General features: G+C 63.9%; 22 protein-coding genes. 14 read left to right on the top strand and 8 right to left on the bottom strand.

What is annotated here, in order from left to right:
* The first annotated feature begins 61 nt into the window (after positions 1 to 61).
* Positions 62 to 2,815, top strand: a complete 2,754-nt coding sequence (locus OVA07_RS09095; protein ID WP_268171123.1) for a CHAT domain-containing protein — start codon at positions 62 to 64, stop codon at positions 2,813 to 2,815.
* 9 nt (positions 2,816 to 2,824) lie between these two features.
* On the opposite strand, the gene OVA07_RS09090 is transcribed toward OVA07_RS09095, so the two are convergent.
* A complete protein-coding gene (locus OVA07_RS09090) occupies positions 2,825 to 3,604 on the bottom strand; it encodes an inositol monophosphatase family protein (protein WP_268171122.1) in 780 nt (259 codons plus the stop codon).
* Positions 3,605 to 3,762: 158 nt separating this feature from the next.
* Between OVA07_RS09090 and OVA07_RS09085 the strand changes: the two genes are divergently transcribed.
* Positions 3,763 to 4,704, top strand: a complete 942-nt coding sequence (locus OVA07_RS09085; protein WP_268171121.1) for a helix-turn-helix domain-containing protein — start codon at positions 3,763 to 3,765, stop codon at positions 4,702 to 4,704.
* Between the two features lie 59 nt (positions 4,705 to 4,763).
* Positions 4,764 to 5,105: a hypothetical protein gene (locus OVA07_RS09080; protein ID WP_268171120.1), complete on the top strand. Its 342-nt coding sequence runs from the start codon at positions 4,764 to 4,766 to the stop codon at positions 5,103 to 5,105.
* Between the two features lie 12 nt (positions 5,106 to 5,117).
* Here the strand turns inward: OVA07_RS09080 and OVA07_RS09075 are convergent, their stop codons facing one another.
* Positions 5,118 to 6,053, bottom strand: a complete 936-nt coding sequence (locus OVA07_RS09075) for a ribose-phosphate pyrophosphokinase (RefSeq protein WP_268171119.1) — start codon at positions 6,051 to 6,053, stop codon at positions 5,118 to 5,120.
* Between the two features lie 103 nt (positions 6,054 to 6,156).
* On the opposite strand from OVA07_RS09075, the gene OVA07_RS09070 reads away from it, so the two are divergent.
* The 4 genes from OVA07_RS09070 (at position 6,157) to OVA07_RS09055 (ending at position 10,213) form a co-directional block, all read left to right on the top strand.
* Positions 6,157 to 7,824, top strand: coding sequence for an NAD+ synthase (locus OVA07_RS09070; RefSeq protein ID WP_268171118.1), 1,668 nt, complete (start codon positions 6,157 to 6,159; stop codon positions 7,822 to 7,824).
* Between the two features lie 78 nt (positions 7,825 to 7,902).
* Positions 7,903 to 8,337 carry a hypothetical protein gene (locus OVA07_RS09065; RefSeq protein ID WP_268171117.1) on the top strand — a complete coding sequence of 145 codons (435 nt, stop codon included), beginning with the start codon at positions 7,903 to 7,905 and terminating at the stop codon, positions 8,335 to 8,337.
* A gap of 57 nt (positions 8,338 to 8,394) precedes the next feature.
* A complete protein-coding gene (gene gltX, locus OVA07_RS09060) occupies positions 8,395 to 9,723 on the top strand; it encodes a glutamate--tRNA ligase (RefSeq protein ID WP_268171116.1) in 1,329 nt (442 codons plus the stop codon).
* An 82-nt stretch (positions 9,724 to 9,805) separates the two neighbouring features.
* Positions 9,806 to 10,213, top strand: coding sequence for a DUF1489 domain-containing protein (locus tag OVA07_RS09055; protein WP_268171115.1), 408 nt, complete (start codon positions 9,806 to 9,808; stop codon positions 10,211 to 10,213).
* Between the two features lie 107 nt (positions 10,214 to 10,320).
* Here OVA07_RS09055 and OVA07_RS09050 read toward each other — a convergent pair whose 3' ends face one another.
* Genes OVA07_RS09050 through mutY form a run of 4 tightly spaced genes read right to left on the bottom strand, consistent with a single transcriptional unit; the run spans position 10,321 to position 14,262 of the window.
* The gene (locus tag OVA07_RS09050) at positions 10,321 to 11,019 is read right to left on the bottom strand and encodes a DsbA family oxidoreductase (RefSeq protein ID WP_268171114.1); all 699 of its coding nucleotides are present in this window, start codon (positions 11,017 to 11,019) and stop codon (positions 10,321 to 10,323) included.
* Positions 11,016 to 11,897: an NAD(+) diphosphatase gene (nudC, locus tag OVA07_RS09045; protein ID WP_268171113.1), complete on the bottom strand. Its 882-nt coding sequence runs from the start codon at positions 11,895 to 11,897 to the stop codon at positions 11,016 to 11,018. The genes OVA07_RS09050 and nudC overlap by 4 nt, the downstream gene beginning before the upstream one ends.
* Positions 11,897 to 13,195 (bottom strand): serine hydrolase domain-containing protein, encoded by a 1,299-nt coding sequence (locus OVA07_RS09040; protein ID WP_268171112.1) that lies wholly within the window; start codon positions 13,193 to 13,195, stop codon positions 11,897 to 11,899. Before OVA07_RS09040 ends, nudC begins: the two co-directional genes overlap by 1 nt.
* Positions 13,196 to 13,197: 2 nt before the next feature.
* On the bottom strand, positions 13,198 to 14,262 hold the full coding sequence (mutY, locus tag OVA07_RS09035) for an A/G-specific adenine glycosylase (RefSeq protein ID WP_268171111.1): 1,065 nt from the start codon (positions 14,260 to 14,262) through the stop codon (positions 13,198 to 13,200).
* A 29-nt stretch (positions 14,263 to 14,291) separates the two neighbouring features.
* Here mutY and OVA07_RS09030 point away from each other — a divergent pair, with 29 nt between their 5' ends.
* Positions 14,292 to 14,852 carry a DUF721 domain-containing protein gene (locus OVA07_RS09030; RefSeq protein WP_268171110.1) on the top strand — a complete coding sequence of 187 codons (561 nt, stop codon included), beginning with the start codon at positions 14,292 to 14,294 and terminating at the stop codon, positions 14,850 to 14,852.
* A 19-nt stretch (positions 14,853 to 14,871) separates the two neighbouring features.
* Positions 14,872 to 15,579, top strand: coding sequence for a DsbA family protein (locus tag OVA07_RS09025; RefSeq protein ID WP_268171109.1), 708 nt, complete (start codon positions 14,872 to 14,874; stop codon positions 15,577 to 15,579).
* Between the two features lie 3 nt (positions 15,580 to 15,582).
* Here the strand turns inward: OVA07_RS09025 and mgtE are convergent, their stop codons facing one another.
* Complete coding sequence (mgtE, locus tag OVA07_RS09020) at positions 15,583 to 17,049, bottom strand: magnesium transporter (protein WP_268171108.1); 1,467 nt, start codon at positions 17,047 to 17,049, stop codon at positions 15,583 to 15,585.
* 111 nt (positions 17,050 to 17,160) lie between these two features.
* On the opposite strand from mgtE, the gene OVA07_RS09015 reads away from it, so the two are divergent.
* The 5 genes from OVA07_RS09015 to OVA07_RS08995 all read left to right on the top strand — a co-directional run bounded on the left by OVA07_RS09015 (position 17,161) and on the right by OVA07_RS08995 (position 23,177).
* Entirely contained in the window at positions 17,161 to 17,616 is a 456-nt protein-coding gene (locus OVA07_RS09015) for a peptidylprolyl isomerase (RefSeq protein WP_268171107.1), read from the top strand.
* A gap of 123 nt (positions 17,617 to 17,739) precedes the next feature.
* Complete coding sequence (locus OVA07_RS09010; RefSeq protein ID WP_268171106.1) at positions 17,740 to 18,057, top strand: hypothetical protein; 318 nt, start codon at positions 17,740 to 17,742, stop codon at positions 18,055 to 18,057.
* Between the two features lie 39 nt (positions 18,058 to 18,096).
* Complete coding sequence (locus OVA07_RS09005; RefSeq protein WP_268171105.1) at positions 18,097 to 18,843, top strand: thioredoxin domain-containing protein; 747 nt, start codon at positions 18,097 to 18,099, stop codon at positions 18,841 to 18,843.
* Between the two features lie 30 nt (positions 18,844 to 18,873).
* Positions 18,874 to 22,314 (top strand): chromosome segregation SMC family protein, encoded by a 3,441-nt coding sequence (locus tag OVA07_RS09000; protein ID WP_268171104.1) that lies wholly within the window; start codon positions 18,874 to 18,876, stop codon positions 22,312 to 22,314.
* Between the two features lie 17 nt (positions 22,315 to 22,331).
* Positions 22,332 to 23,177 (top strand): arylamine N-acetyltransferase family protein, encoded by an 846-nt coding sequence (locus tag OVA07_RS08995; RefSeq protein WP_268171103.1) that lies wholly within the window; start codon positions 22,332 to 22,334, stop codon positions 23,175 to 23,177.
* On the opposite strand, the gene ubiA is transcribed toward OVA07_RS08995, so the two are convergent.
* Complete coding sequence (gene ubiA / locus OVA07_RS08990; protein WP_268171102.1) at positions 23,156 to 24,070, bottom strand: 4-hydroxybenzoate octaprenyltransferase; 915 nt, start codon at positions 24,068 to 24,070, stop codon at positions 23,156 to 23,158. The two genes, OVA07_RS08995 and ubiA, sit on opposite strands and share 22 nt — an antisense overlap.
* Positions 24,071 to 24,092 lie beyond the last annotated feature (22 nt).

Here is a 24,092-nt window from a genome sequence, read left to right as displayed (position 1 = left end):
GGTGCAATTGACGGGGAACATAACAGCGCGATCTTGCGCGCGTTGGGCAGCATTCGCTGCCATGGCCCTGCTATGCATTCAGCCCACGCAGGCTAAACCTGACGAAGCTGATACGGAAATCGCGCCCGGCCAAGCCATCGGGGCAATCGCCGCGCAGTTGGAAACCACGCGCTCACCCGATGATCGAGCACTGCTGCTTTCGCGCCAGATCGTCGCAGACACCGTGCTGTCGCGCTACACAGATGCCGAAAATGCGCTGACGGAGGCCCGCCGACTGAAGACATCGGTGCCAGTCAGTGCGGAAATCGACTTTGCCGAAGCCGCCTTGCGCGAAAAAACGCAGCGCACGGCCACAGCCGCTGACCTTGTTCGCAAGACGTTGGATGTCCGCCGGAAAATGTACGGTCCCGAGAGCACCGAGGCCATAGAAGCCGAAATGTTCCTGACCCAGTTGCTGACCAGCCTTAGCAAGCTGGAAGAGGCCGCAAGTCTTGGCGAACATTCATGGCAAGTCGCCCGCGAAGCCTTACCCGAAAACAACCGCTTACGGGTAAAGATCGGCCTTCAGTATGCGCGCACCCTGAACTTCATGCGTCGCAATCAAGAATCGGAATCTCTGATCCGTGAATTGGTCGCAGTCCTGCCAGAGCTTTCCGCCGCTGACCCGTTGCAGTCACGCTTGCCCAATCAACTTGGCTCTGAACTACTCCTTCAGGGGCGGAACAGCGAAGCCATACCATGGCTGCGAACGGCAGTCGAAACAGGGCGCCCGTTGCCAGGACTGTCAAATGCGGACAAAGCAAATATCGTGGGTAATCTAGGCATTGCCTTGCTCAACCTCGATCGCCCGCGTGATGCGCTGCCCTTCTTTGAAGAAGCCGCCAAACGGTTTGGTGAAGACAAAGTCGTTCCATCGCAGGCCAGCGCCCTGTTGAGCGCGGGCACCGCTGCCGACCGGTCGGGTGACCGCCCGCGCGGACTGGAACTGCGCGAACAGGGCGCTGCACTGATCGCAACCCTGCCCGAACAGCACCCCCTCACCTACGCTCTCAACCGCTTCAAGATCGCCCAGTCATATGCTCATGCGGGACGGCTCGAACAGGCTGAGGCTACAGCGGCAGAAGCCGCTACCGCCATCGCAAAGCTGCGCCCCCCCACCCATTTCCAAGCCACAAACAGCCGCATTTCGCTGGGCTGGATCAAGGCGCGGCGCGGGCGCGTGGTCGAAGGGCTGGCCGAAGTGCGCGATGCCTTCCGCACTTCCATTGCTGCCAACAACAGCCTTGAAGTGTCGAAAAACCGCGTCGTCGGCGTGATCGACAATATCGAGGCCTATAGCCATGCGCTGGAAACCGCCGTGCTGGCGCGCGACAACGATTTCGCCTTCGAAGTCTTGCAGGTGCTGGTCGAAACCGATGCCAGCCGCGCCGCCGTAGCAGTCACCGCGCGCGAACAGGCGGGCAATTCCGACCTTGGCCTGCTGCTGCGCCGTCGTCAGGAAGCGGCGGGCAATCTGGCCGACGCCGACGCTGCGCTGCTGCGCGCCACCGGGCAGGAAGATACCGTCCAGCGCGCGCCGCTGGAACAGGCGGTCACCGATGCACGCAATGCGCTGGCCGCGCTCGATACCGAACTTGACACCAAAGCCCCCGGCTTCCGTTCGCTTCTACGCCCTCGCCCGGTCACCCTTGCCGAAACGCAAAGCCGGCTTGCCCGCGAAGAAACGCTGCTGGTGATCGAGGAAAGCGACCTTGGCCTTTACACAATGGCCATCACCGGGAACCGCGTGGCTGTGGGCCATGCCCCGATCCGCCGCGAAGCCCTGCGCGCACTGGTCCGCCGCATTCGCGCTGGCACCGAAAGCGGCACTTTGCTGCCATTCGATGTTGATGCCGCCCATCAGATTTACGACGCCATCTTCACCCCCGAAATTGCCGCGCTGATCCCGCGCAAACAGCGGCTGCGCGTGGTGACGGGTGATATCCTGTCTGCCCTGCCCCTCACCCTGCTGGCCAGCCGCGCCGGAAAGACCGTGGCCGATACGCGCTGGCTGGTGGAAGACCATGCGCTGTCCGTGCTGCCATCGCTTGCCGCGCTACGACAGGCTCCGCTCCGCGCCACGGCCAGCCGCCGTCTTGTCGCCATTGGCGCCCCCGCGCTTTCAGGCACGCAAGATGTGGCCGCCGGGCCAGATTTCTATGCAGGCGGCATCAGCCGCTCGACCCGCGTCGCCCGGCTGCACCCCCTGCCCGGCGCAGCCCGCGAAATTGCCGCTGTCGCCAACCGGTCGCCCCAGGCGTTGGTCCTGCAAGGCACCAGTGCCACCGAACCCGCGGTGCGCAAGCTCGACTACAGCGGCGTAAACGTGGTGCTGTTCGCCACCCACGGCCTTGTCGCCGGGGCCTTTGATGCACAAAGCGAACCGGCACTGGTGCTCACCCCGCCGCAAGCCGAAAGCCCCGATGATGACGGCCTGCTCACCGCATCAGAAGCCGCGCGTCTGCAACTTGATGCCGATTGGGTGATCCTGTCAGCCTGCGATACTGCAGCGGGCGATCAGCCCAGCGCCGCAGGCTACACCGGCCTTGCCCGCGCCTTCCTTTTTGCCGGTGCGCGCCGCGTGGTGGCCAGCCACTGGCCCGTGCGCGATGACGTGGCCGCCCGCCTGTCAGTCACCCTGCTGGACGCATCCCGCAAGGGCGCATCTGCCGATGAAGCGCTGCGCCGCGCCATCCTCAAAGTGATGAACGACCGGAATCTGCCCGATGCCCGCAATCCAGCACTCTGGGCGCCCTTCATGCTGGTCGCGAGATAACTGTACGGCCTAATGCCCGCAGGCCAGCGCCTCGACCACATCGTCCAGCCGCGCCGGATCGCCCAGCGCGATAACGTGCCCATCTGATCCTGCGTGCAGCGGATCGCCGTTCCAGTCGGCCATGGTGCCGCCTGCGCCTTCGACCACCGGCACCAACGCTGCCCAATCGTGCAGCTTCAGCCCCGCTTCGCACACCACGTCCAGTTGCCCAGTCGCCAGCATGGCGTAGTTATAGCAGTCGCCGCCCATCACCATGCGCTTGTGGTCGGTCTTGGCAGCAAGGCCCATGAAGTGCCCGCCGTCATGGTCATCAAAATAGTGCGGCCCGGTGGTCGCCAGCGTCGCCTCGATCAGTTCGCGGCATTGGCGCGTGCGAACCGGTTTGCCGTTCAGCGTGGTGGCCATCCCCGCCGCGCCAACCCAGCGTTCGCCAGTGATCGGCTGATCGATGACGCCCAGCACCGGAAACCCTTCTACCATCAGCGCAATCAGCGTGCCGAAAATGGGCCGTCCAGCAAGGAAACCCGCCGTGCCATCAATCGGGTCCAGCACCCAGCTTCGCCCGGAAGTGCCAGCGGTAGAGCCGAACTCTTCACCGATTACCGTATCGCGCGGAACTTCTGCGGTCAGAATGCGGCGCATGGCCTCTTCCGCCGCGCGGTCAGCCAGTGTGACCGGCGTGGCATCACCTTTGCGCTCCGCCTCAACCGTGCGAAAATACGGGCGAATTGCGTCTCCTGCCGCATCGGCAAGGCGCAGGGCGAGGGCGATATCGTTGTCCAGCTTCATGGCGTAGCATCTGCCCGCAGGCGACTGTCCGGGTCAACCCGCGAAGGCACTTGTCGCCAGCAGTATTAACATTCCATAACCCGTGACAAATGGCACAGACGCCACGCACGCAACGCGCTATTTGCTGCCACAATGGTGCAAGTGGGGCGCACAAGGGCATGAGTCGCAATAAGCCGGGGGTGGATCAGGCAATAGTATCGCCAACAGGCGCCACGCGCGACGGGCAACCCATATCCTACAGCCGCGCCCCCTCACCCGATCTGGAACGCTGGGTCGGCCGCTTTTACGTCACTGTGGTCGACACTCCGCCCGAACACCGGCTCGATTGCGGACTGTTCAGCGATTTTGCCTGCATCCGTGTGCAGTTGCGCGGAAAATGGGAAGCCAGCACCGCTGATGGCCTGCGCACATCGCATCGCGCGGCCATGTTCTTCGGCCCGCATTCGCAGCGTATGCCCATCAGCGTCAGCGGCAGTTTCACCAGCGTCGGAGTCTTCCTACGTCCCGGTGCGTGCCATGCGCTCAAAGGCCCATCGGTGCCGGACTATACCGACAGGCTGGCCACTTTCACCGAACTCGCTCTGCCGGAACAGCGCTGGCTTTCCCTGTTCGAAGCCGATGCCACGCCCGAACAATGGGTGCAGGCGATGGAGCATGAGATGCGCCGGATGATCGAGGACCGCGCCGTGCGCGAACCTGATCCCGTATCCGCGCTTTTCGAAGCTGCCGCCTTTGCCGACCCCAATGTCACCATCGCCCAGTTGGCGCAGGATTTGGGCGTCGATCAGCGCAGGCTGGAACGCATCGTACGGCGCGATTTTGGCCTACCTCCCAAACAGGTGCTGCGCCGCGCCCGCGCGCTCGATATGGCCAGCCACTTGCGCGGCGTCGCCGATCAGGCCGAAGCCGAAGCCATGGCCCTGCGCTACTACGATCAAAGCCACCTGATTCGCGAATTTACCGCGCTGTTCGGAATGAGTCCCCGCCAGTTCGTCGAACGCCCGCAGCCCCTGATGACGCTGGGCCTCGAAACCCGTCAGACCCGCAGGCTCGAAGCGATCCGCCGCCTTGTGCCCGGCGAGATCAAGCCCTGGGAATGATCGGACGAATGATGGCGCGAATGATTGCGCACCGGATCATCAGCGCCTAGGCCAGCCCAATGGCAAGGGCTGACCGTCTTGAACGTCTCGACAAGCGCCGCTCCGAAATGGAAGCGGACTATACAGCAGCGCTGATCGCAGCGCTGGAAGTGACCGCAGCAGGCAAATGGGGCCTGTTCGACCATAACGCTGACAAGATCATGCGCGCTGCCACCGCCCCGGTGATCGACAGCCTGACCGAACTGGCCGACGAGATTGCCGAAGCGCGCGAGCAACTTTTCATGGAGCCATTCACGCTCCACGACGAATTCATGGCTTCACGCGGAAAACCGCCCACCAACGCCGTGGGCGAGCCAAAGCAGGCCCGTGCATGGCTGGAACGGTTGAAATCCGGGAATTAGAGCCAGATGGCTCTAGTCAAACAGGCTGGAAACCGAGCTTTCGTCAGCAATACGGCGCACCGCTTCACCAATCAGCGGGGCCACGGTCAGCACGCGGATGCGGTCACAGGTCGCGGTAGCTTCGGTCGGCATGATCGTGTCGGAGATCACCAGTTCTTTCAGCGCCGAATTGGCCACGCGCGAAACCGCGCCGCCCGACAGAACGCCGTGGGTGATATAAGCTGAAACGCCAGCCGCGCCCGCATCCATCAATGCCTGCGCCGCGTTGCACAGCGTGCCACCCGAATCGATGATATCGTCGATCAGGATACACATGCGGCCCTTCACGTCGCCGATGATGTTCATCACTTCTGACTGGCCGGGGCGGTCACGGCGCTTGTCGACAATCGCCAGCGGGGCATTGTTCAGCCGCTTGGCCAGCGCGCGGGCGCGCACCACACCGCCAACGTCGGGCGAAACCACCATCAGTTCCTGCGCGCCATACCGGGTCTGAATGTCCGCCGCCATCACCGGGGCTGCAAACAGGTTGTCGGTGGGAATGTCGAAGAAGCCCTGAATCTGCCCGGCGTGCAGATCGACAGAAAGCACACGGTCTGCACCGGCTTCGGTAATCAGGTTAGCCACCAGCTTGGCCGAAATTGGCGTGCGCGGGCCGGGTTTCCGGTCCTGACGGGCATAGCCGAAATAGGGAACCACTGCGGTAATCCGCTTGGCCGATGCACGGCGCAGCGCGTCGATGCAGATCAGCAGTTCCATCAGGTTGTCGTTCGCAGGGTATGCGGTGGACTGCACCACGAACACGTCTTCGCCGCGCACGTTCTCGTGGATTTCCACGAAAACTTCTTCGTCAGCAAAGCGGCGCACGCTGGCGTCGGTCAGCGGCATTTCGAGATAGGCCGAAATGGCGCGTGCGAGCGGCAGGTTGGAGTTGCCGGCCATGATCTTCATGCGTGCGATTCCCTCGTGTACGATCCCCGCTTGCGCCCTTAACCCAAGATGACAGCTTTGCAACTCTTGCGGCACCCCCGTGTTGCCGCCTAGTGGTTACACCATGGCAGAAACACTCCGCATCGCCCTCGCCCAGCTCAACCAGTCGGTTGGCGACCTTGCCGCCAATGCTGCGGCCATGCTCGCCGCGCGCGAAAAGGTGGGCGACGCCGATCTGATCGTGTTCCCAGAACTGCAATTGATTGGCTATCCGCCCGAAGACCTCATCATGAAGCCCGCGCTGGTGCAGCGCGCGGCGGTGGAATTGCAGAAGCTGGCCGAAGTGACCGCCGATGGTGGCCCGGCCATGCTGGTCGGTTCGGTCTTCGTGCGCGACGGCGCGCTGCACAATGGCGTGGCCCTGCTCGAAGGCGGCCGCATCGCCGCAACCCGCTTCAAATACGAACTGCCCAATTACGGCACCTTCGATGAAAAGCGCTATTTCATGCCCGGTCCGCTGCCCGAACCGGTGCTGTTCAAAGGCGCGATGCTGGGCCTGCCGATCTGCGAAGACATCTGGCACCCCGATGTCTGCCGCCATCTGGCCGAACTGGGCGCGGAAATCTTCATCTGCGTCAACGGCAGCCCCTACGAAATCGACAAGGACGTGCTGCGCATCGATGGCGTGGCCAAGCGTCGCGCCATCGATACCGGCATTCCGCTGGCCTATCTCAACCGCGTCGGCGGGCAGGATGAAATCGTGTTCGATGGCGCCAGCTTCGTCGTCGGTCCCGAAGGCGCGCTGTGGGTGCAGATGCCCGATTGGGAAGAATCCATCGTCACCACCGTCTGGACGCAGACCGCACGCGGTTCCGGTTCGCGCTGGCGGTGCGAACCGGGCGAAGTCCATGACCTCGCCGAACATCCCGAAGATATCTACTGCGCCATGGTCATGGCCCTGCGCGACTATGTGAACAAGAACCGCTTCCCCGGCGTTGTCCTTGGCCTGTCGGGCGGGATCGATTCGGCTATCTGCGCGGCCATCGCGGTCGATGCCTTGGGCGCGGACCGGGTGTGGTGTGTGATGATGCCCAGCGAATACACCAGCCAGGAAAGCCTTGATGACGCCGAAGGCTGCGCCAGAATGCTGGGGGTAAAGCTGGATACCGTGTCCATCGTGCCCGCTGTCGGTGCCTTCGGGCAGATGCTGGCACCGGCCTTCACCGGCAAACAGCCCGATCTGACCGAAGAAAACATCCAGTCGCGCATTCGCGGCGTTACCTTGATGGCCCTGTCCAACAAGTTCGGCCCGATGCTGGTCACCACAGGCAACAAAAGCGAGATGAGCGTCGGCTACGCCACCATCTATGGCGACATGAACGGCGGCTACAACCCGCTGAAAGACGCCTACAAGACCACGGTTTTCGCCGTGTCGACGTGGCGCAACGCCCATCGCCCGAAAATCGGCCTCGGTCCCGATGGTCCGGTCATGCCCGAACGGATCATCACCAAACCGCCCAGCGCCGAACTGCGCCCCGACCAGAAGGATTCGGATTCGCTGCCTCCCTATGACGTGCTCGATGCCGTGCTGCTTGGCCTTGTCGAACAGGAAAAGAGCGTGGACCAGATCGTTGCCGAAGGGTTCGACCGCGCCACTGTGGTCCGCATCGAACGCCTGCTACATCTGGCCGAATACAAGCGCCGTCAGGCCCCTCCCGGCGTGAAACTGGGCGCGCGCAACTATGGCCGCGATCGCCGCTACCCCATCACCCATGGTTTCCGCACGGGCTGATATTATTGCGAATGATTCGCATTGACGAACGAAAGGCGCCACCCTAACTTGCGATTCGCTCGCAAGAAGGAAAGCCTGATGTCTCAAAGCGCTTCCACCACCCGTTTCGCTCCGCTAATCGCCGCGCTTGCCCGTCCGCAGGATGTGCGCGGCCTCAATCTCACCGGCCTGCACATCGTTATGGCCATGCGCCTGTGCGCCCTGTTCGAAAACGCCGGGCGCGATCCGGTGCCCGATCTGGCCCAGCGCTATCGCAGCGTCGAAGCCGCCTGTGCGGTCCACGGCCTTGTCGCCACGATCAAGCAGGTCTGGCCCGAACCTTTCATGGTCAACCGCCCCTGCTGCCTGTCGATGACACCCGATGAAGCGACGCTCGCCACACTGGTCCGCGCCGCCGCCGGTGCCAACCGCCCGCTGTTTGCCGATGCCATCGACGGTTTCGTCCGCGCAGACCGCCACAATGCCCTGTACGAATCCACCGTCCACGCGGTTGCGCTGATCCCCGCCCCCTGATCGCGTCCTGCCGAACCCTCTGGCCCTTCGCGCTCCGGCGCGATAGGGGCATGGACCATGACCACCGTAACCCGCTTCGCCCCGTCGCCCACCGGAAAGCTCCACGTCGGCAACGTCCGCACCGCGCTGCACAACTGGCTGCTGGCAAAGAAGACCGGTGGCAAGTTCCTGCTGCGCATCGACGATACCGATGCCGCCCGCAGCCGCGAGGAATACGTCGAAGCGATCCGCGCCGATCTGGCATGGCTGGGTCTGAACCCCGAAGGTGAAGAGCGCCAGTCGGCCCGCTTTGAACTCTACGAATGCGAATTTGAACGCCTCACCGCCGCAGGACGCATCTACCGCTGTTACGAAACCGCGCAGGAACTCGACCTGCGCCGCAAGGTGCTGCTGGGCCGCGGCCTGCCCCCCATCTATGATCGCGCCGCCCTGAAGCTTACCGAAGAAGACCACGCGGCAAAGGCAGCAGCGGGCGAAAAGCCGCACTACCGCTTCCTGCTCGACCACGATCAGCCGATTACCTGGGACGATGGCATTCGTGGGCCTCAGAACTTCGACCCGCGCCAGATGTCCGACCCGGTCATCCGCCGCGCCGACGGTTCATGGCTCTACATGCTGCCCTCTGCCATCGATGACGTGGCCATGGGCGTGACCGACGTTCTGCGCGGCGAAGACCACGTTTCCAACACCGCCACGCAGATCCAGATGTTCACCGCGCTCGGCACAACCCCGCCGCGCTTCGCCCATGAAGCCCTGCTCACCGGCAGCGAAGGCAAATTGTCCAAGCGTCTGGGCGCGCTGGGCATGGCCGATTTCCGCGAACAGGGCATCGAACCCGAAGCCATCGTCGCCCTGCTCGCCCGCCTTGGCACGTCCGATCCGGTCGATCCCGCGCTCGATGCCGCAGCCCTTGCCGCCAGTTTCGATCTGTCGCGCTTTGGCCGCGCGCCCGCCCGCTTTGACGAGGCTGACCTGCATCGCGTCAACGCCCAGATCGTCCACCACCTGCCCTATGCCCGCGTCGCGCACCTGCTGCCATCGGGCATGGGCGAAACGGCGTGGGATGCCATCCGCCCCAACCTTGCCCACATTGATGAGGCGAAGGACTGGTGGCAGGTCGTGACCGGCCCGGTCACCGCGCCCACCTTTGACGATGAAACCCGGGCCTTCCTGTCCACCGCCGCAGCCACCGCTGCCACGCTCGACTGGGCGGCAGACCCGTGGCGCGCCCTTACCGCCGCGCTGAAAGACAGCACCGGACGAAAAGGCAAAACCCTATTCCTGCCCTTGCGTCAGGCGCTGACCGGGCAGGATCACGGTCCCGAAATGGCCATGCTGCTGCCCCTGATCGCGCAGGATGAAGCGGTGCGGCGTCTTTCGGCCTGAAGCTTGTCTGCCTGAAAGGGCATATCCTCCCCCTGCCATTGCGCTTGCCAACCGGCACCGGCCATCCCATCTGGATCACACCATGCCGCTGAACATGACCAAGGTCGCCTATGGCGCGCAATCATTGGCCGAAATCCACGAATGGTTTTCGGAAAACGGCCGCCGTGGCGGGGCCAAACTGGCCTATCTCACTACCCGCAATCGCCCCAAGCGTGCCGATGAAATGATCGGCGGTTCGCTTTACTGGATTCACAAGCACCAACTTGTCGCCCGCTCCGAAATCGTCGGCTTCGAAGAAGCGGAAGGTGGCCGCACGAACATCGTGGTCAGCACCAAACTGGTCGAAGTCCACCCCAAACCCCGCCGCGCCCACCAGGGCTGGCGCTATCTGGAACAAGCCGACGCGCCCGCCGACCTTGGCGATGGCGAGACGGGTGAAGTCCTGCCCGCCCAGATCGCCGCCGACCTAGCCAAGCTGGGTCTGGTCTGAAAAAGACCGCCAGCGGGGACCAACTCTCCCGCATCTCACTCCCACACAACCTTACGTCGCCCCAGACCTGATCCGGGGTGAGGCCTTGTTTTGAAGCGCCAACAGCCTCAGGCCAATCCCGCCGCCTCCCGCGTCACAACCTTCCTAATCAGGTCGGCATAAACCTCTGGCTCCTGCGCGCCGGGAACAATCAGCTTTCCGTTGATGATCACCGCAGGCACCCCGGTCACGTTCCAGTCCCACGCCTGCCGCTGGCCCGCCGTCACCATCGCGTCGATTTCAGGGTCTATCAGTGCCGATAGCGCGCCCACCCGGTCAAGGCCTGCCGCCACCGCCACATCGGCCAGCACTTCCGGGTCAGAAACATTGCGCCGCGCCTTGAAATGCGCATCAAACAGCGCGCGCTTCAACCGCACCTGCACCTCAGGCCCGAAATCGCGCAAGGCCCACATCAACAGGCGGTGTGCCATCCGCGTGTTCCACATCATCGCGGGAGGGACCTCTCCCTCGCCGGTATATTCGAACGAATAGCCTGCGCGTGCCCCGGTCTGCTTCAATGTCTCGCGCACGCCGGCGGATTGGTCTGGCGTGCGGCCATATTTGCGCTGAATATGCGCCGCCTGCTCCTCACCTTCTTCGCCCATGTCAGGGTTCAGTTCGAACGGGTGGAACCGCACCGTGGCGGCCACTTCATCGCCCATCCCGGCCAGCGCCCGGTCCAACTGGTTCAGCCCGATCACGCACCACGGGCACATCACATCCGACCAGATATCCAGCGTAACTGGCACGCTCCCCTCAGCCGTCATCGCGTCAGCCACCATTTCAGCAGGTGATGCGCCACGGCAAACGGCGGCGGGGCGATGAACGCACCGTCTTCCGCGCCAGTCATGGCATAACGCACGTCCTCGCGTGTAAACCAGCGCGCGTCGTCCAGTTCGGTGGTGTCGATCACCAGCGCCTTGTCGCTCGCCTCGGCATGACACGCGATCATCAGCGACGATGGAAACGGCCAGGGCTGGCTGGCCACATAGTCCACCCGGCCCACCTTGACGCCCGCTTCTTCCAGCACTTCGCGCCGCACTGCATCTTCCAGCCCTTCGCCCGGCTCGACAAAGCCCGCCAGCGCAGAATAACGGCGCGGCGGAAAGCGCGGCTGGCGGCCCAGCAGCAGTTCGCCCTCGCACTCCACCGTCATTATCGTCACCGGATCGACGCGCGGGAAATGCTCGGCCTTGCACGCCTCGTTCACGCAGGACCGCTGCCAACCGCCCTTGCGCAGTTCGGTGGCCGATCCACACCGCGCGCAAAACCTGTGTCGCGCATGCCAGTCCACAAGCGAACGCGCACCGCCATAGATCGAAAGATCCCGCGGCCCCAACATCCCCATTGCCGCCCACAAGCGCGGATTGGGCGGGGCCACGCTGCCCACGATGGCAGGTGTCACTTGTGCAAAACAGCCGCGCCCATCCTCGGCCAGCCCCAGAAACACCAGCTCCGCCGCCGGATCGGCATCGGCCAGCGTGCCCCATTCCAACCCGCCATCAGGCGCGATCACCGGATCGATCCCTTCCAGCTTCAACAGTCGCGCGCGCCAGTTCATCAGCCCGGCCAGCCGGTCGGCATCGGCGCGGATATGGTCAGCGCGGTCCAGCCCGCTACCGGCAAAGGCAATTGTCGTATCCATCAGGCTGCAGCCTTCTTTTCTGTAATGTCGGCCAGCACGGCCTGCGCAAATTCCGTATGCACCGGATAGGCGGCAGACGGCATATATTGGGTATAGATCCCGGCGCGCACGCCAGCGCGGAAGTTCACGAAGCCCACCGTCCCGGCAGCGCCCGCCCAGCCATACGTCCCGGCATCGTGACCCAGCCCGACCGATCCGCCTGCGCCAAATCCGTTGCCCTTGATGAACGATTGCGAAAGATCGGTGCCCACCGGCAACAGGTTGCTGGTGCCCATCCGCACCGCCGCCTCACTCATCACCTGTCGCCCGTCGATCCGGCCAAAGCCCAGCAGCATCCGCAAGAACCGATCATAATCGCGCGGCGATGACACCAGCCCCGCCCCGCCAAACGGATAGGGCGGCGGGTCAAGATAGATCGACGACTTTGCCGGATCGATTGGCAACAGCAACCCGCCCGCCACCGCATAATTGGTGGAAAGCCGCGCCACTTGCGCCTCTGGAACGCGGAACCATGTCGACGTCATGCCGCACGGAGCAAACACCCGCTCTGCCAGAAACGCATCGAACGACTGGCCCGACGCGACTTCGATCACCCGACCCAGCAGGTCCAGCCCCACCGAATAGCTCCATACCGTGCCGGGTTCATAAACCAGCGGCATCGTTGCCAGCACATCGGCAAATTCGGCCAGACTCTTCAGCGGCTTGGGTGCATCCATTCCCGGCAGCGGCATCCGGCTCGCCTGCCCCGGCACCAGCCCCGCGCTGATATAGGCGTCCCGGATCGGTCCTTTCTGGATGATCGAATAGCCCAACCCCGCCGTATGCGTCAGCAGATGCCGGACCGTGATCTGGCCCTTGGACGGGCGCAAATCGGTGATCGATCCATCCGCCGTCACCTGCACCTGCATCTTGCCATAGGCCGGCAGCAGGTCGGCAATCGGCTGGTCCAGCCGTAGCTTGCCTTCATCCACCAGCATCGTCGCCGCCATGCCGGTAATCGGCTTGGTCATCGAATAGATACGGAACAGGCTGTCCAGATCGACCGAGGCCACGCCTTCGCCCTTGGCCAGCGCCCCACGCGCAATGTCGAACGGCGCAGCAGACGCTCCCTGCCCCAGCGCGGCGATCATGCCCGGCAACTTGCCCGATGCGACATAGCTGTCGATCATGCGCGTAACATGCGGAAACCGCGCCTCAGCCGCCGCATTCGCCCAGCCCACGCGCGGCAGCAGCGCCGTGCCCGCCAGCGCGCCCAAGCTGCCCACAAAACCGCGGCGCGAAACCAGCATCGCCTGCATTCTCAGCCCTTTTTCTCTGCAATCGCCAGCCGCGCCGCCTTGGCAAACACGGTCGGCAATCCGGCAGCCTCGATTCCCTCGACCGGCCACCATTCTCCCGCGGGCAGACTATCCATTTCCGCCGCGTCACAAAGCATCAATTGCAATTCAAGATCGAAATGGGTGAAGCTGTGCCGCACCACCCCGCCGCAGCGCCACTCACCCGGCAAGCCTTCGGCGCCATCCCCCTTGGCCGACCAGCCATCGTCGGGCAGCGCGCGCATCCCCCCCAGCATCCCGCGCCCCGGCCTTTGCACCAGCAGAACCTTGCCGTCGCGCTCCACCCAGAACGCCCGCCCCTGCCGCACCGGCTTGGCCTTCTTGGCCGCCTTCACCGGCAGGCGTTCGGGCGATCCGTGGGCATAGCCCTGACAATCAGCCCGCAACGGGCACAACATGCAGCGGGGCGACCGCGCCGTGCACACCGTCGCGCCCAGATCCATCATCGCTTGGGCAAAATCGCCCGCGCGCGTCTCCGGCGTCACCTGTCCCGTCGCCAGCCGGATCGCGGGCCGCGCACCGGGCAAGGGCTGCTCTATCGCAAACAGTCGCGCCACCACCCGCTCGACATTGGCGTCCACCACCACCGCGCGCTGGCCAAACGCAATCGCCGCCACCGCCGCCGCCGTATAATCGCCCAGCCCCGGCAGCGCGCGCAAGGCAGGCTCGCTATCAGGAAACACCCCGCCCATCGCCGCCACCGCCCGCGCACAGGCCAGCAGATTGCGCGCGCGTGCATAATATCCAAGGCCTGCCCACGCCGCCATCACATCGGCATCGTCCGCCGCGGCCAGATCGTTCACGGTCGGCCAGCGGTCCATAAATTTGGCGAAATACGGCCCCACCGCCGCCACCGTGGTCTGTTGCAGCATCACTTCGGACAGCCACACCCGGTATGGCTCCTGCAACGGCTCTCCCGGCAGCCTGCGCCATGGCAAACGCCGCGCGTGGGCATCATACCATTCCAGCAATTTGCCTGCGATCAGATCGGGATTGAACAAAACGGGGACTTGTCCTCTGGCCTGCATCGCGCCGCTATGGCATGGCGACGGGCAAGATGGAACGCACCCCTTCGGACCCAGCAAAACGCAAAGGCAAACCTGCCCAGAAATCGGCGGTAAAGGTCTATGAACGCCCGCGCGGCGGTGAAGCGCGCCAGATTGCCGATCTTATGCCCGCCATCGGTCGCACCGCCTTCCGCCGCTTTGGCTTTGTGCAGTCCAGCGTGGTCACCCGCTGGCCAGAAATCGTGGGCGAACGCCACGCCCGCCACTGCACGCCGGAATCGATCCGCTTTCCGCCGGGGGAAAAGTCCGAAGGCATCCTGCAACTGGTGGTCAACCACGCCCACGCCCCCATCATCCAGCATGTGATCCCCGAAATCATGGACCGGGTGAACCGGTTCTTCGGGTATAATGCCGTGGCACGGGTCAAAATCCGGCAAGGCGTGGTTCAGGCACCAAAGTCCAAGGATGCGCCGCGCACCGCGCCGCCTTCGCTCAAGCCCATCCCGATGGAACTGGGGGAATCGCTGCGCGACATTGGCGATCCTGAACTGCGCACCGTGCTTGAATCACTTGCGCGCAGTCTGGAAAGCGCCGCCAAGGGGAATGCCTGAAATGGGGAAGAAGGGCCGCATGATCCGCAAATTCGCTACCACCACTTTGGCTTTCGCCGCCGCGCTCACGCTGACCGGCGCAACCAAGCCCTCACGCCCCACGCCCCGCATTGCCAACTGGGCCGTCACCGGCACCGCCACGCCTGAAGGCTATCACATCCTCGGCAATCCTGCGGCCAAGCTGCGGCTGGTCGAATTTGTCAGCTATACCTGCCCCCACTGCGCCCATTTCGAAGTCGAATCCGAAGGCCAATTGAAACTGGGGCTGGTCGGCCCCGGCAAGGGCGCGGTCGAAGTGCGCAATTTCGTGCGCGATCCCATCGACATGACCGTCGCGCTCATCACCAATTGCGTGCCCGCCAACCGCTTCTTCACCCTGCACACCGCCTTCATGCGCAGCCAATCGCAGTGGATCGGCCCGCTGACCAGCAGCACCGCATCACAGCGCCAGCGCTGGACCACGGGCGCTTTCGCCGCCCGCACCCGCGCCATCGCCAGCGATTTCAAGTTCTATGAATTCATGGCCGCACGCGGGATGGATCGCCCGACTATGGACCGCTGCCTCGCCAATGAAGCACTGGCCAACAAACTTGCCGCACAAACCGACGCTGCGGTGGAAAAGCTGGGCGTCACTGGCACCCCCAGCTTCATGGTCGATGGCGTGCTGCTGGCCGGAACGCACGACTGGGCCTCATTGAAACCCCAGTTGCTCGCCCGGCTGAACTGATCGTTACCCAGCCAGCCCACTCAACACGGCAAGCCCCAGGAACGAGAAAAAGCCCATCACGTCGGTCGCCATGGTCACGAACACGGCCGACGAAACCGCAGGGTCCACCTTAAGCCGGTCGAGCGTGACCGGAACCATGATTCCGGCCAGCCCTGCCACCAGATTGTTGATGACCATGGCGGTGCCAATCACCGCGCCCAGCAGCGGGTTTGCAAACAGCAGCCCCGTCGCCGAACCGATCAACAGGCCCAGCGCGGTGCCATTCGTCGCCGCGATGCGCAATTCGCGCAGGATCATGCGCACGGTGTTGGAACTGGTCAGCTGATTGGTCGCAATCGCGCGCACCACCACGGCCAGCGTCTGCGTTCCCGCATTGCCACCCATGCCCGAAACAATCGGCATCAGCACCGCCAGCAGCGCAAACCGCGCAATCGCGCCCTGGAACATCCCCACCACCGATGCCGCCACCAGCGCCGTGCCCAGATTCACCACAAGCCATGTCAGGCGGGTCCGCACCGTCAGCAGGATCGGCTCGTTGATATCGCCATCGCCCGCACCCGACAGGCGCAGAATGTCCTCGCTCGCCTCTTCCTGAATGATGTGGACGATATCGTCGACGGTGATCTGCCCGACCAACCGCCCGCTTTCGTCCACCACAGCGGCAGAAATCAGCGCGTATTTCTGAAAGCGCAGTGCCACTTCTTCCTGATCCATCGCCACCGGAATCAGCGTCTGGTCGCGCTTCATCACATCGGCCAGCACAACACTGCGCGGCGCGCGCAAAATCCACGAAAGCTGGCATGTGCCCACCGGGTGATGCTTGTGGTCGACGATGAACACCTCCCAGAATTCGGTAGGCAGATCATCGTTGCGGCGCAGGAAATCGATCAGATCGCCAACCGTCATCGTTTCGGGCACCGCGATCACGTCGCGGCTCATCAGACGGCCGGCAGTTTCTTCCGGGAACGACAGCGCCGATTCGATGGCCGCGCGGTCTTCCGGCTCCATCTCGGCAAGGACGGCCTGCTGGTCTTCCTCGTCGAGATCCTCGATCAGGGCGACGGCGTCGTCCGTCTCCATCTGTTCGGCAAGCTCGGCCACCTCGTCGGGATCAAGCTCCTCGACCAGGTTTTCGCGCACATAATCGTTCAGTTCGGCAAAGACTTCGCCGCCCAGCAAATCCGAAATGGCACGGGCCAGCGCGACGCGATCGTCCTGATCGACCAGCTCGAACAGGTCGGCAATGTCCGCCGGATGCAGCGGTTCGACAAGGTTATACACCTTTTCGTCATCGCCTGCTTCCAGCGCGTCGACCACCTTGCGCACGAAACCGGGGCGCAGGGTATTGTATTCCTCGTCCAGACTTTCGGCATGACGCGATGATTCTGCAGGGCGCGAAAGTTCGTCCGCCACGGCACTGTCGTCCGCGTCGGGGAGCAGGTTTTCGATGATGTCCTCGTCGCGCTCCATAGTCGGCGGGTTACCCTCCGGTGCGTCAATTGCAACAGCCTGACAGTCCTATGCGTGACTTTATTTTCGAACGCCCTATATCCACGCCCAAACAGGAAGGAATTGCGACAAATGGCTGACGAAAACCTCGTTCTCTCGCTCGATTCCGGTGATGTGGTCATCAAACTGCGTCCCGACCTTGCTCCCGGTCACGTTGAACGGATCAAGGAACTGGTCGGTGAAGGCTTCTACGATGGCGTGAAATTCCATCGCGTGATCCCCGGCTTCATGGCGCAGGGCGGTTGTCCGCAGGGCACCGGCATGGGCGGTTCTGACAAGCCGGACCTCAAGGCCGAATTCAACGACGAACCGCACGTTCGCGGCGTGTGCTCGATGGCCCGCACCAGCTATCCGCACTCGGCTAACAGCCAGTTCTTCATCTGCTTCGATGATGCGCGCTTCCTTGATCGCCAGTACACCGTATGGGGCGTGGTCGAAAGCGGCATGGAACACGTCGATGCGCTGCCCAAGGGCGAACCGCCGGCAAACCCCGGCGTGATCCGCAAGGCCAGCGTCGTCGCTGCCTGATCGGGCCTTTGCCTGACAAAGCAAAAGGGGCGGAGCCATTTGGCCACCGCCCCTTTTCTTTTGGCGATCATGCCCTTTGCAACAAGGCCGCCAAACACCTCAAAGCCCGACACGAGAACCCGCATGGAACTGATCGAACACGCCCTCGTCGCACTGGCCCTGCAAACGCTGGTCGGCCTGTCCACGCGCAACTGGTGGGCGGGCGCAGCGCTTGCCTGCGGCTACTTCATCGGGCGCGAAGTGGCACAGGCCGAATATCGCTGGATCGAACAATTCGGCGCGGGGCTTCGCGCCAACATGCCATGGTGGGGCCTGTTCGATTTGCGCGTCTGGGCCAAAGCCGACCAATGGGCAGACTGGATCGGGCCAATCGTAGCCACCAGCAGCCTTGCCCTGCTGATGCAGCGCAAGCCCCTTCAATCCCGCCCCACAATCGGCTAGCGTCGCGTGCAAACACCGCAAACACGGAAACCTGTCATAATGAAGTTCGCTCGCGCTCTCCTGCTTGCCACGCTCCCCCTCACCCTCGGCCTTGCCGCGTGTGACAAGAAGGATGCCGCCACCGGCGAAGTGGCCAGCGCCGAACCCATTGCCAAGATCGCGGCTCCCGCGGGCAAATCGTGGGCTGAAACCTTCGCCACCACGCCCGATGGCGGCTACCTGATGGGCAACCCCGACGCCCCGATCAAGGTCATCGAATATGGCGCGCTGTCCTGTTCGCACTGCGCCGATTTCTCGGAAAAGGGGTTTGCCAAGCTGCGCGATGATTACATCGCATCGGGCCGCGTTTCCTATGAACTGCGCCTGTTCCTGCTGAACGCGCTCGACATGCCCGCCGTGTTGCTGGCCACCTGCGGCGCGCCCGAAGCCACCATTCCGCTGTCCGAACAGTTCTGGGGCTGGCAGCGTGAAATGTTCACCAAGATGCAGGCCAACGAAGCCGCCATGCAGCAGGTCAACACTCTGCCGCCTGAAAAGCGTTTTGCCGGTATCGCGCAAGTTACGGGGATGAGCGAATTTTTCGCCTCGCGCGGTATCGCCGCTGCCCAAGGCGCTACCTGCCTTGCAGACACGGCCAAGGCCACCTCGCTTGCCACCCGCAACGAAGACTGGGCGAAGAAGTACGACATCACCGGCACGCCCACGTTCTTCATCAATGGCAACAAGGCCGGTGTCGCCACATGGGAAGAATTTGAACCCTTGCTGCAAAAGGCTGGCGCTCGCTAAGGCGCGGCGCGGGGCCGGGGGGCTAAGGCAGTGCAGTTCAAGCGCTTGAAGCTGTCTGGCTTCAAGAGCTTTGTCGAGCCTGCCGAACTGCGTATTGAACCCGGCCTTACCGGCGTCGTCGGCCCCAACGGCTGCGGCAAATCCAACCTGCTCGAAGCCATCCGCTGGGTCATGGGCGAAAGCTCGGCCAAATCGATGCGCGGTGGCGGCATGGAAGACGTGATCTTCGCCGGTACCGCCACACGGCCCGCCCGCGCCTTTGCCGAAGTCATGCTCACCGCGCAAACTGACCCCAGCGGTCCGTTCGGTGAAGAACTCGAAGTCATCCGCCGGATCGAACGCGGCGCGGGCAGCGCCTATCGCGTCAACGGGCGCGATGTTCGGGCAAAAGACGTCGCGCTGGTCTTTGCCGATGCCGCCACCGGCGCACACAGCCCCGCCCTCGTCAGCCAGGGCCGCATCGCCGCCGTCATCGCCGCCAAGCCCGCCGAACGGCGCATGATGCTGGAAGAAGCGGCAGGCATCGCCGGGCTGCACGTCCGCCGCCGCGATGCCGAACAAAAGCTGCGCGCGACCGAAACCAACCTCGCCCGGTTGGAAGACCTGCTCTCCGGCCTTGAAAGCCAGATCGCCAGCTTGCGCAAACAGGCCCGCGCCGCAGAACGCTACCGCGCGGTTAGCGAAAAGATCCGCCTTGCCGAAGCGCGCCTTGTCTATGCCCGCTGGCGCGATGCCGCCGCCGCCGCCGATGCCGCCCGCAAACAGGCTGTCGCAGCGGAAGATGCGGTAAAGAACGCCGCCCTCCTCGCCAATCAGGCACAGGGCGCGCAGCACAAGGCCGCTGCAACTTTGGCAAAAGTCCGCGACGATCTGTTCGATCGCCGTCAGGATGCCGCCGCCCACGGCCAGCGGATGGCCGCGCTTACCGCACAGCTTGAAGCAGCCGAACAGCGGCTAAAGGATATCGACCGCCAGCTTGCCCGGATCGAGGAAGACCGCGCCAGCGCCGACCGGCTGACCGAAGACGCCGCCGCCGCCATGGCCCGGCTCGACGCCGATCTTGCCTCTGCCGAAACTGCCCTTGCCGAAGATGGCGCCCGCCGCCCCATCCTCGCCGCCGCTGCCGACGATGCAGACCGCGCCGCCCGCGCCGCCGAAGTCGCGCTTGCCCAACGCGTGGCTGAACAGGCCGGGATCGATGCCGAATGGCGCGTGGCCGAAGCCGCCATCGCCGCCGCCCGCCAGCGCCTGTCACGCATTGATGCCGATGCAGCGCGTCTTGGCGCACAGGCTGATGCTCTTGCCCGCGAAGCCGACCCTGCGCTGCAAATCGCTGAAGCAGAAGCAAAACGCGCCCAAGCAGCGCAAGCACTGGCCCAGGCCGAAGCCGAACGTGCCGACTTCACCCGCCAGCGCGAAGACCTTTCCGCCGCTCGCGACAGCGCCAGCAACACCCTCGCCCAAGCCCGCGCCGATCTTTCAGGCGTCGAGCGTGAAGCCGACGCCCTGCTGCGCGACAAGACCGCCCGCGAAAAGGCCGCCGCCGCCAAAGGGCGCGGCCAGTCCGCCATTTCCGGAACCCGCGTCGCCCCCGGTTTCGAGCGCGCGCTCGCCGCCGTGTTGGGCCGCGATGCAACGGCCCCGGTTGGCCCCGCGCCCAATGACGCCGAAGGCCGCTTCTGGACCGGCGGCACCTCGCCCCAACCGCTTGCCGATTCGCTGCTCACCCACGTCCCCCAGTGCCCCGCCGAACTTGCGCCAAGGCTTGCATTGGTCCGTGTGGTTGATTCGGATGACGGACAAATCCTGCAACCGGGCGAATGGTTGGTCACCACATCGGGACGCCTCAGAAGGTGGGACGGCTTCGTCGCGCGGGGCGAAGGTGCGGCTGAAGCGGCAGCTTTGGAAGCGCAGAACCGACTGGCCGAATTGCAGGTGCGTTTACCGGCTCTTCGGGACGCGGTTACGGCCGCCGAGGCTGCGTTCGAGGACGCCCGTGTCACTTTAGGTGCCGTTCAGGTACGCCTCGGAATCACCGAAAAAGCCATCTCTGCCGCCTCTGACGCTGAACGCGCCGCCCTGCGCGCGCTTGACGCCGCCGAAGCCGCCCGCACCCGGCTTGACCAGCGCAAGGCAGAAATCGCCCGAAATCAATCAGATATCTCCGAACAGCGCGCGCTGGCCCAGGCCGAACTCGCCAGCGCCGAAGAAAAACGCAACCACCTCCCCAATCCCGCCGCCGGACGCGCCATCCTCGACGCCGCCCGCGCCAAAAACGACGCCGATCGCACCGCTTTGCAGGCATCGACAGCGGCGGCAGCAGCACTGGACCAACAAATTGCCGTTGGAAAAGAACGCCTTGCTGGCCTGAAGGGAGACGTCCGCGCATGGCAGGCCCGCGCAGGCGATGCCGCCAAACGCCTCGCAGAAATGACCGGACGGCGCGAAGAACTCGAAGCCGAACGCGCAATTTCTGCGGCAAAACCCGCCGGATTGATCGCCGAGATCGATCAGGGTGAAGCCATCCGCACCCGTCTGGCGAACGATCTTGCCTCTGCCGAAGCCGCGCTGACACAGGCAGAGACTCATTCAAAACAATGTGATGCAGCATTGTCCGCCGCCAACGAAACCCTCGCCACCGCCCGCGAAGCCCGCGCCGGTGCCGCCGCTCGCGCCGAAAACGAGGATGCACGCCGACAGGAAATGGCTGGAATCTCAGGAGAAAGATTCCAATGCCCGCCCCCCATCCTTCCCGAACGCTTCAGCTTCGCATCCGCCGAAGTGGCAAGCGCAGGTGATGAATCCGCCGCGATGGACCGCTTGGCGGCAGAGCGGGAGCGCATTGGTCCGGTCAACCTTGTCGCCGCCGATGAACTAGCCGAAGCCGAGGGGCGGCATGGCACCAGTGTTGCCGAACAAGCTGAACTTACCGAGGCTGTTCATAGACTTAGAGGGTCGATCGGCAACCTGAACCGCGAAGGGCGCGAACGCTTGCGCGCCGCATTCGAAGCCGTCGACGGCCACTTCCGCCGCCTGTTCTCTCGCCTGTTCGGGGGCGGTGAGGCGCATCTGGCGCTGGTGGACAGCGACGATCCGCTGGAAGCAGGCCTCGAAATCTTCGCACAACCACCCGGCAAGCGCCTGCAATCGCTGACTCTTCTGTCCGGTGGGGAACAGGCGCTGACCGCAGTCGCGCTGATCTTCGCGCTTTTCCTGACCAACCCCGCCCCCATCTGCGTGCTGGACGAAGTGGACGCCCCGCTGGACGATGCCAACATCGAACGCTTCTGCGACCTGCTGGACGCGATGGTGCAGGAAACCAAGACCCGCTACCTGATCGTCACCCACAACGCCGTGACGATGAGCCGGATGCACCGCCTGTTCGGGGTAACCATGGTCGAACGTGGCGTATCGCGCCTTGTCAGCGTTGATCTTGGCGGCGCGGTAGAACTTCTGGAAAACGCCGTTTAATCAAAAGGGTATCGGCCATGACAGTTGATGCGCTGACCAATCCGCAACTGGATGCCTATCTGACACGCATCGGGTTTACCGGACCTGTTCGGGCAGATCTGACGACGCTGGACAGGATCGTCCACGCCCATGTCCGCAGCGTACCGTTCGAAAATCTCGACGTGCAACTCGGCCGTAAGCTTTCCACCGATCCTGCGGCCGCCTTCACCAAGTTGGTCGAACAGCAGCGCGGCGGGTGGTGTTACGAACACAACGGCGTGCTGGGCGCAGCGCTGGCCGCCATCGGCTTTTCGGTAACCCGCATCAGCGCCGGGGTAATGCGGCAGGTGCGCGGCGATGAAGCCATGGGATCGCACCTTGCGCTGCTGGTGGAATGTGACGGGCTGCGGCTGGTCGATGTCGGGTTCGGAAGCTGGATCGGCGCGCCACTGCCGCTGGAGGCAGGCGAATGGATGCAGCCGCCGCTGCCTGTGAGCCTTTGCCATACCGACGATGGCATGTGGCGGCTTTCGGTGACTCTGGGACCGCAAGCAATGTCTTATGATTTCAAAGCCATATCTGCGAATGAAGATGAACTTTCGCGGCTATGCCATTGGCAATGCACAGCCCCCGAATCAGTCTTTGTGCAGAACCTTGCTGTGCAACGCCGCGATGAGAACCGTTACCTGATGCTGCGCGGCAAAATGCTGTCGCAAGTGACGCAGCACAGCGAAGAACGCCGCGAACTGTCATCAGTCGACGAACTGGTGAGCGTTCTGCGCGACCTGTTCCTTCTCGACACACCAGAGGCCGCGCAGCTTTGGCCCGCAATCTGTGCGCGGCACGATGCCCTGTTCGGCGATCAGGCCATGCCGACCACATAACAGGCCGCTGCCATCAGCAGCCCGGCAAAACGGTTGCTGCGGAACTTCACCAGCGGGTCCAGCCCATCGTCCTGTTTCAGCGTCAAAACCTGCCAGCCCAGATGCGCCGCCATGGGCAGCAACGCCACCAATGCCAAGGTGTCTTCACGCACCAGCCAGAACGCCAGCGCCCAGAACGCCACGGCAGCGGCATAGAACGCGCTCACCCCGCCCTGCACATGCCCGCCCATGGCCCGCGCGGATGAGCGGATGCCAACCAGCGCATCGTCTTCGCGGTCCTGCAAGGCATAGATCGTGTCATATCCGATGACCCAGCAGATGCATCCGGCGTAAAGCGCTGCAAAGGCGGGAACATTATCGGACGTAACCGCGAACCAGGCCGTAGGCGCTCCCCACGAAAACACGATGCCCAGCCACGCCTGCGGCCACCAGGTAATCCGCTTCATAAACGGATAGGCCGCGACCAGCGCCAGACTACCCAGCGCCACAAGCTGCGCCTGCCAGCGCAATTGCACCAGCACCACAAGACCCACCGCGCACAGCGCCAGCAGCCAGCCCCACGCCGCCTTCTTGCGGACCGCGCCACTGGCCACGGGGCGCGACGCGGTGCGCGCAACCTTACGGTCAAGATCGGCATCGACGATATCGTTATAGACGCAGCCTGCGCCGCGCATGGCGATAGCGCCCAGCAGCATCCACGCCAGCAGGCCCCAGCGATGGCCGCCTCCGCCAAGGAACAGCGCCCATGCGCAAGGCCAGAACAGCAGCCACCATCCGATGGGCCGGTCAAACCGCGCCAGCAGCGCAAAATTGCGCCACGGTTGCGGCAAGCGCGCGACAAGGCCCTTGTGTTCGCTGTCGGGAACGATCTGTTCGGGTGCCGCATCAATCATAGGTCGAAGCCTTACCGCGCGG

This window comes from Novosphingobium sp. SL115, from assembly GCF_026672515.1.
Taxonomy (GTDB): Bacteria; Pseudomonadota; Alphaproteobacteria; order Sphingomonadales; family Sphingomonadaceae; genus Novosphingobium.
The sequence above is the reverse complement of the archived record's forward strand: the minus strand, read 5'-3'. Positions and strand labels throughout refer to the sequence as shown.

Coding starts and splice junctions, on each gene's coding strand:
- mutY (WP_268171111.1), bottom strand. CDS start 14,262: ATGCAGGCCAGAGGACAAGTCCCCGTTTTGTTCAATCCCGATCTGATC.
- OVA07_RS08995 (WP_268171103.1), top strand. CDS start 22,332: ATGACAGTTGATGCGCTGACCAATCCGCAACTGGATGCCTATCTGACA.
- OVA07_RS09055 (WP_268171115.1), top strand. CDS start 9,806: ATGCCGCTGAACATGACCAAGGTCGCCTATGGCGCGCAATCATTGGCC.
- OVA07_RS09085 (WP_268171121.1), top strand. CDS start 3,763: ATGAGTCGCAATAAGCCGGGGGTGGATCAGGCAATAGTATCGCCAACA.
- ubiA (WP_268171102.1), bottom strand. CDS start 24,070: ATGATTGATGCGGCACCCGAACAGATCGTTCCCGACAGCGAACACAAG.
- OVA07_RS09040 (WP_268171112.1), bottom strand. CDS start 13,195: ATGCAGGCGATGCTGGTTTCGCGCCGCGGTTTTGTGGGCAGCTTGGGC.
- OVA07_RS09010 (WP_268171106.1), top strand. CDS start 17,740: ATGGAACTGATCGAACACGCCCTCGTCGCACTGGCCCTGCAAACGCTG.
- nudC (WP_268171113.1), bottom strand. CDS start 11,897: ATGGATACGACAATTGCCTTTGCCGGTAGCGGGCTGGACCGCGCTGAC.
- OVA07_RS09015 (WP_268171107.1), top strand. CDS start 17,161: ATGGCTGACGAAAACCTCGTTCTCTCGCTCGATTCCGGTGATGTGGTC.
- gltX (WP_268171116.1), top strand. CDS start 8,395: ATGACCACCGTAACCCGCTTCGCCCCGTCGCCCACCGGAAAGCTCCAC.
- mgtE (WP_268171108.1), bottom strand. CDS start 17,049: ATGGAGCGCGACGAGGACATCATCGAAAACCTGCTCCCCGACGCGGAC.
- OVA07_RS09065 (WP_268171117.1), top strand. CDS start 7,903: ATGTCTCAAAGCGCTTCCACCACCCGTTTCGCTCCGCTAATCGCCGCG.
- OVA07_RS09080 (WP_268171120.1), top strand. CDS start 4,764: ATGGCAAGGGCTGACCGTCTTGAACGTCTCGACAAGCGCCGCTCCGAA.
- OVA07_RS09090 (WP_268171122.1), bottom strand. CDS start 3,604: ATGAAGCTGGACAACGATATCGCCCTCGCCCTGCGCCTTGCCGATGCG.
- OVA07_RS09030 (WP_268171110.1), top strand. CDS start 14,292: ATGGAACGCACCCCTTCGGACCCAGCAAAACGCAAAGGCAAACCTGCC.
- OVA07_RS09005 (WP_268171105.1), top strand. CDS start 18,097: ATGAAGTTCGCTCGCGCTCTCCTGCTTGCCACGCTCCCCCTCACCCTC.
- OVA07_RS09050 (WP_268171114.1), bottom strand. CDS start 11,019: ATGACGGCTGAGGGGAGCGTGCCAGTTACGCTGGATATCTGGTCGGAT.
- OVA07_RS09075 (WP_268171119.1), bottom strand. CDS start 6,053: ATGAAGATCATGGCCGGCAACTCCAACCTGCCGCTCGCACGCGCCATT.
- OVA07_RS09025 (WP_268171109.1), top strand. CDS start 14,872: ATGATCCGCAAATTCGCTACCACCACTTTGGCTTTCGCCGCCGCGCTC.
- OVA07_RS09070 (WP_268171118.1), top strand. CDS start 6,157: ATGGCAGAAACACTCCGCATCGCCCTCGCCCAGCTCAACCAGTCGGTT.
- OVA07_RS09095 (WP_268171123.1), top strand. CDS start 62: ATGGCCCTGCTATGCATTCAGCCCACGCAGGCTAAACCTGACGAAGCT.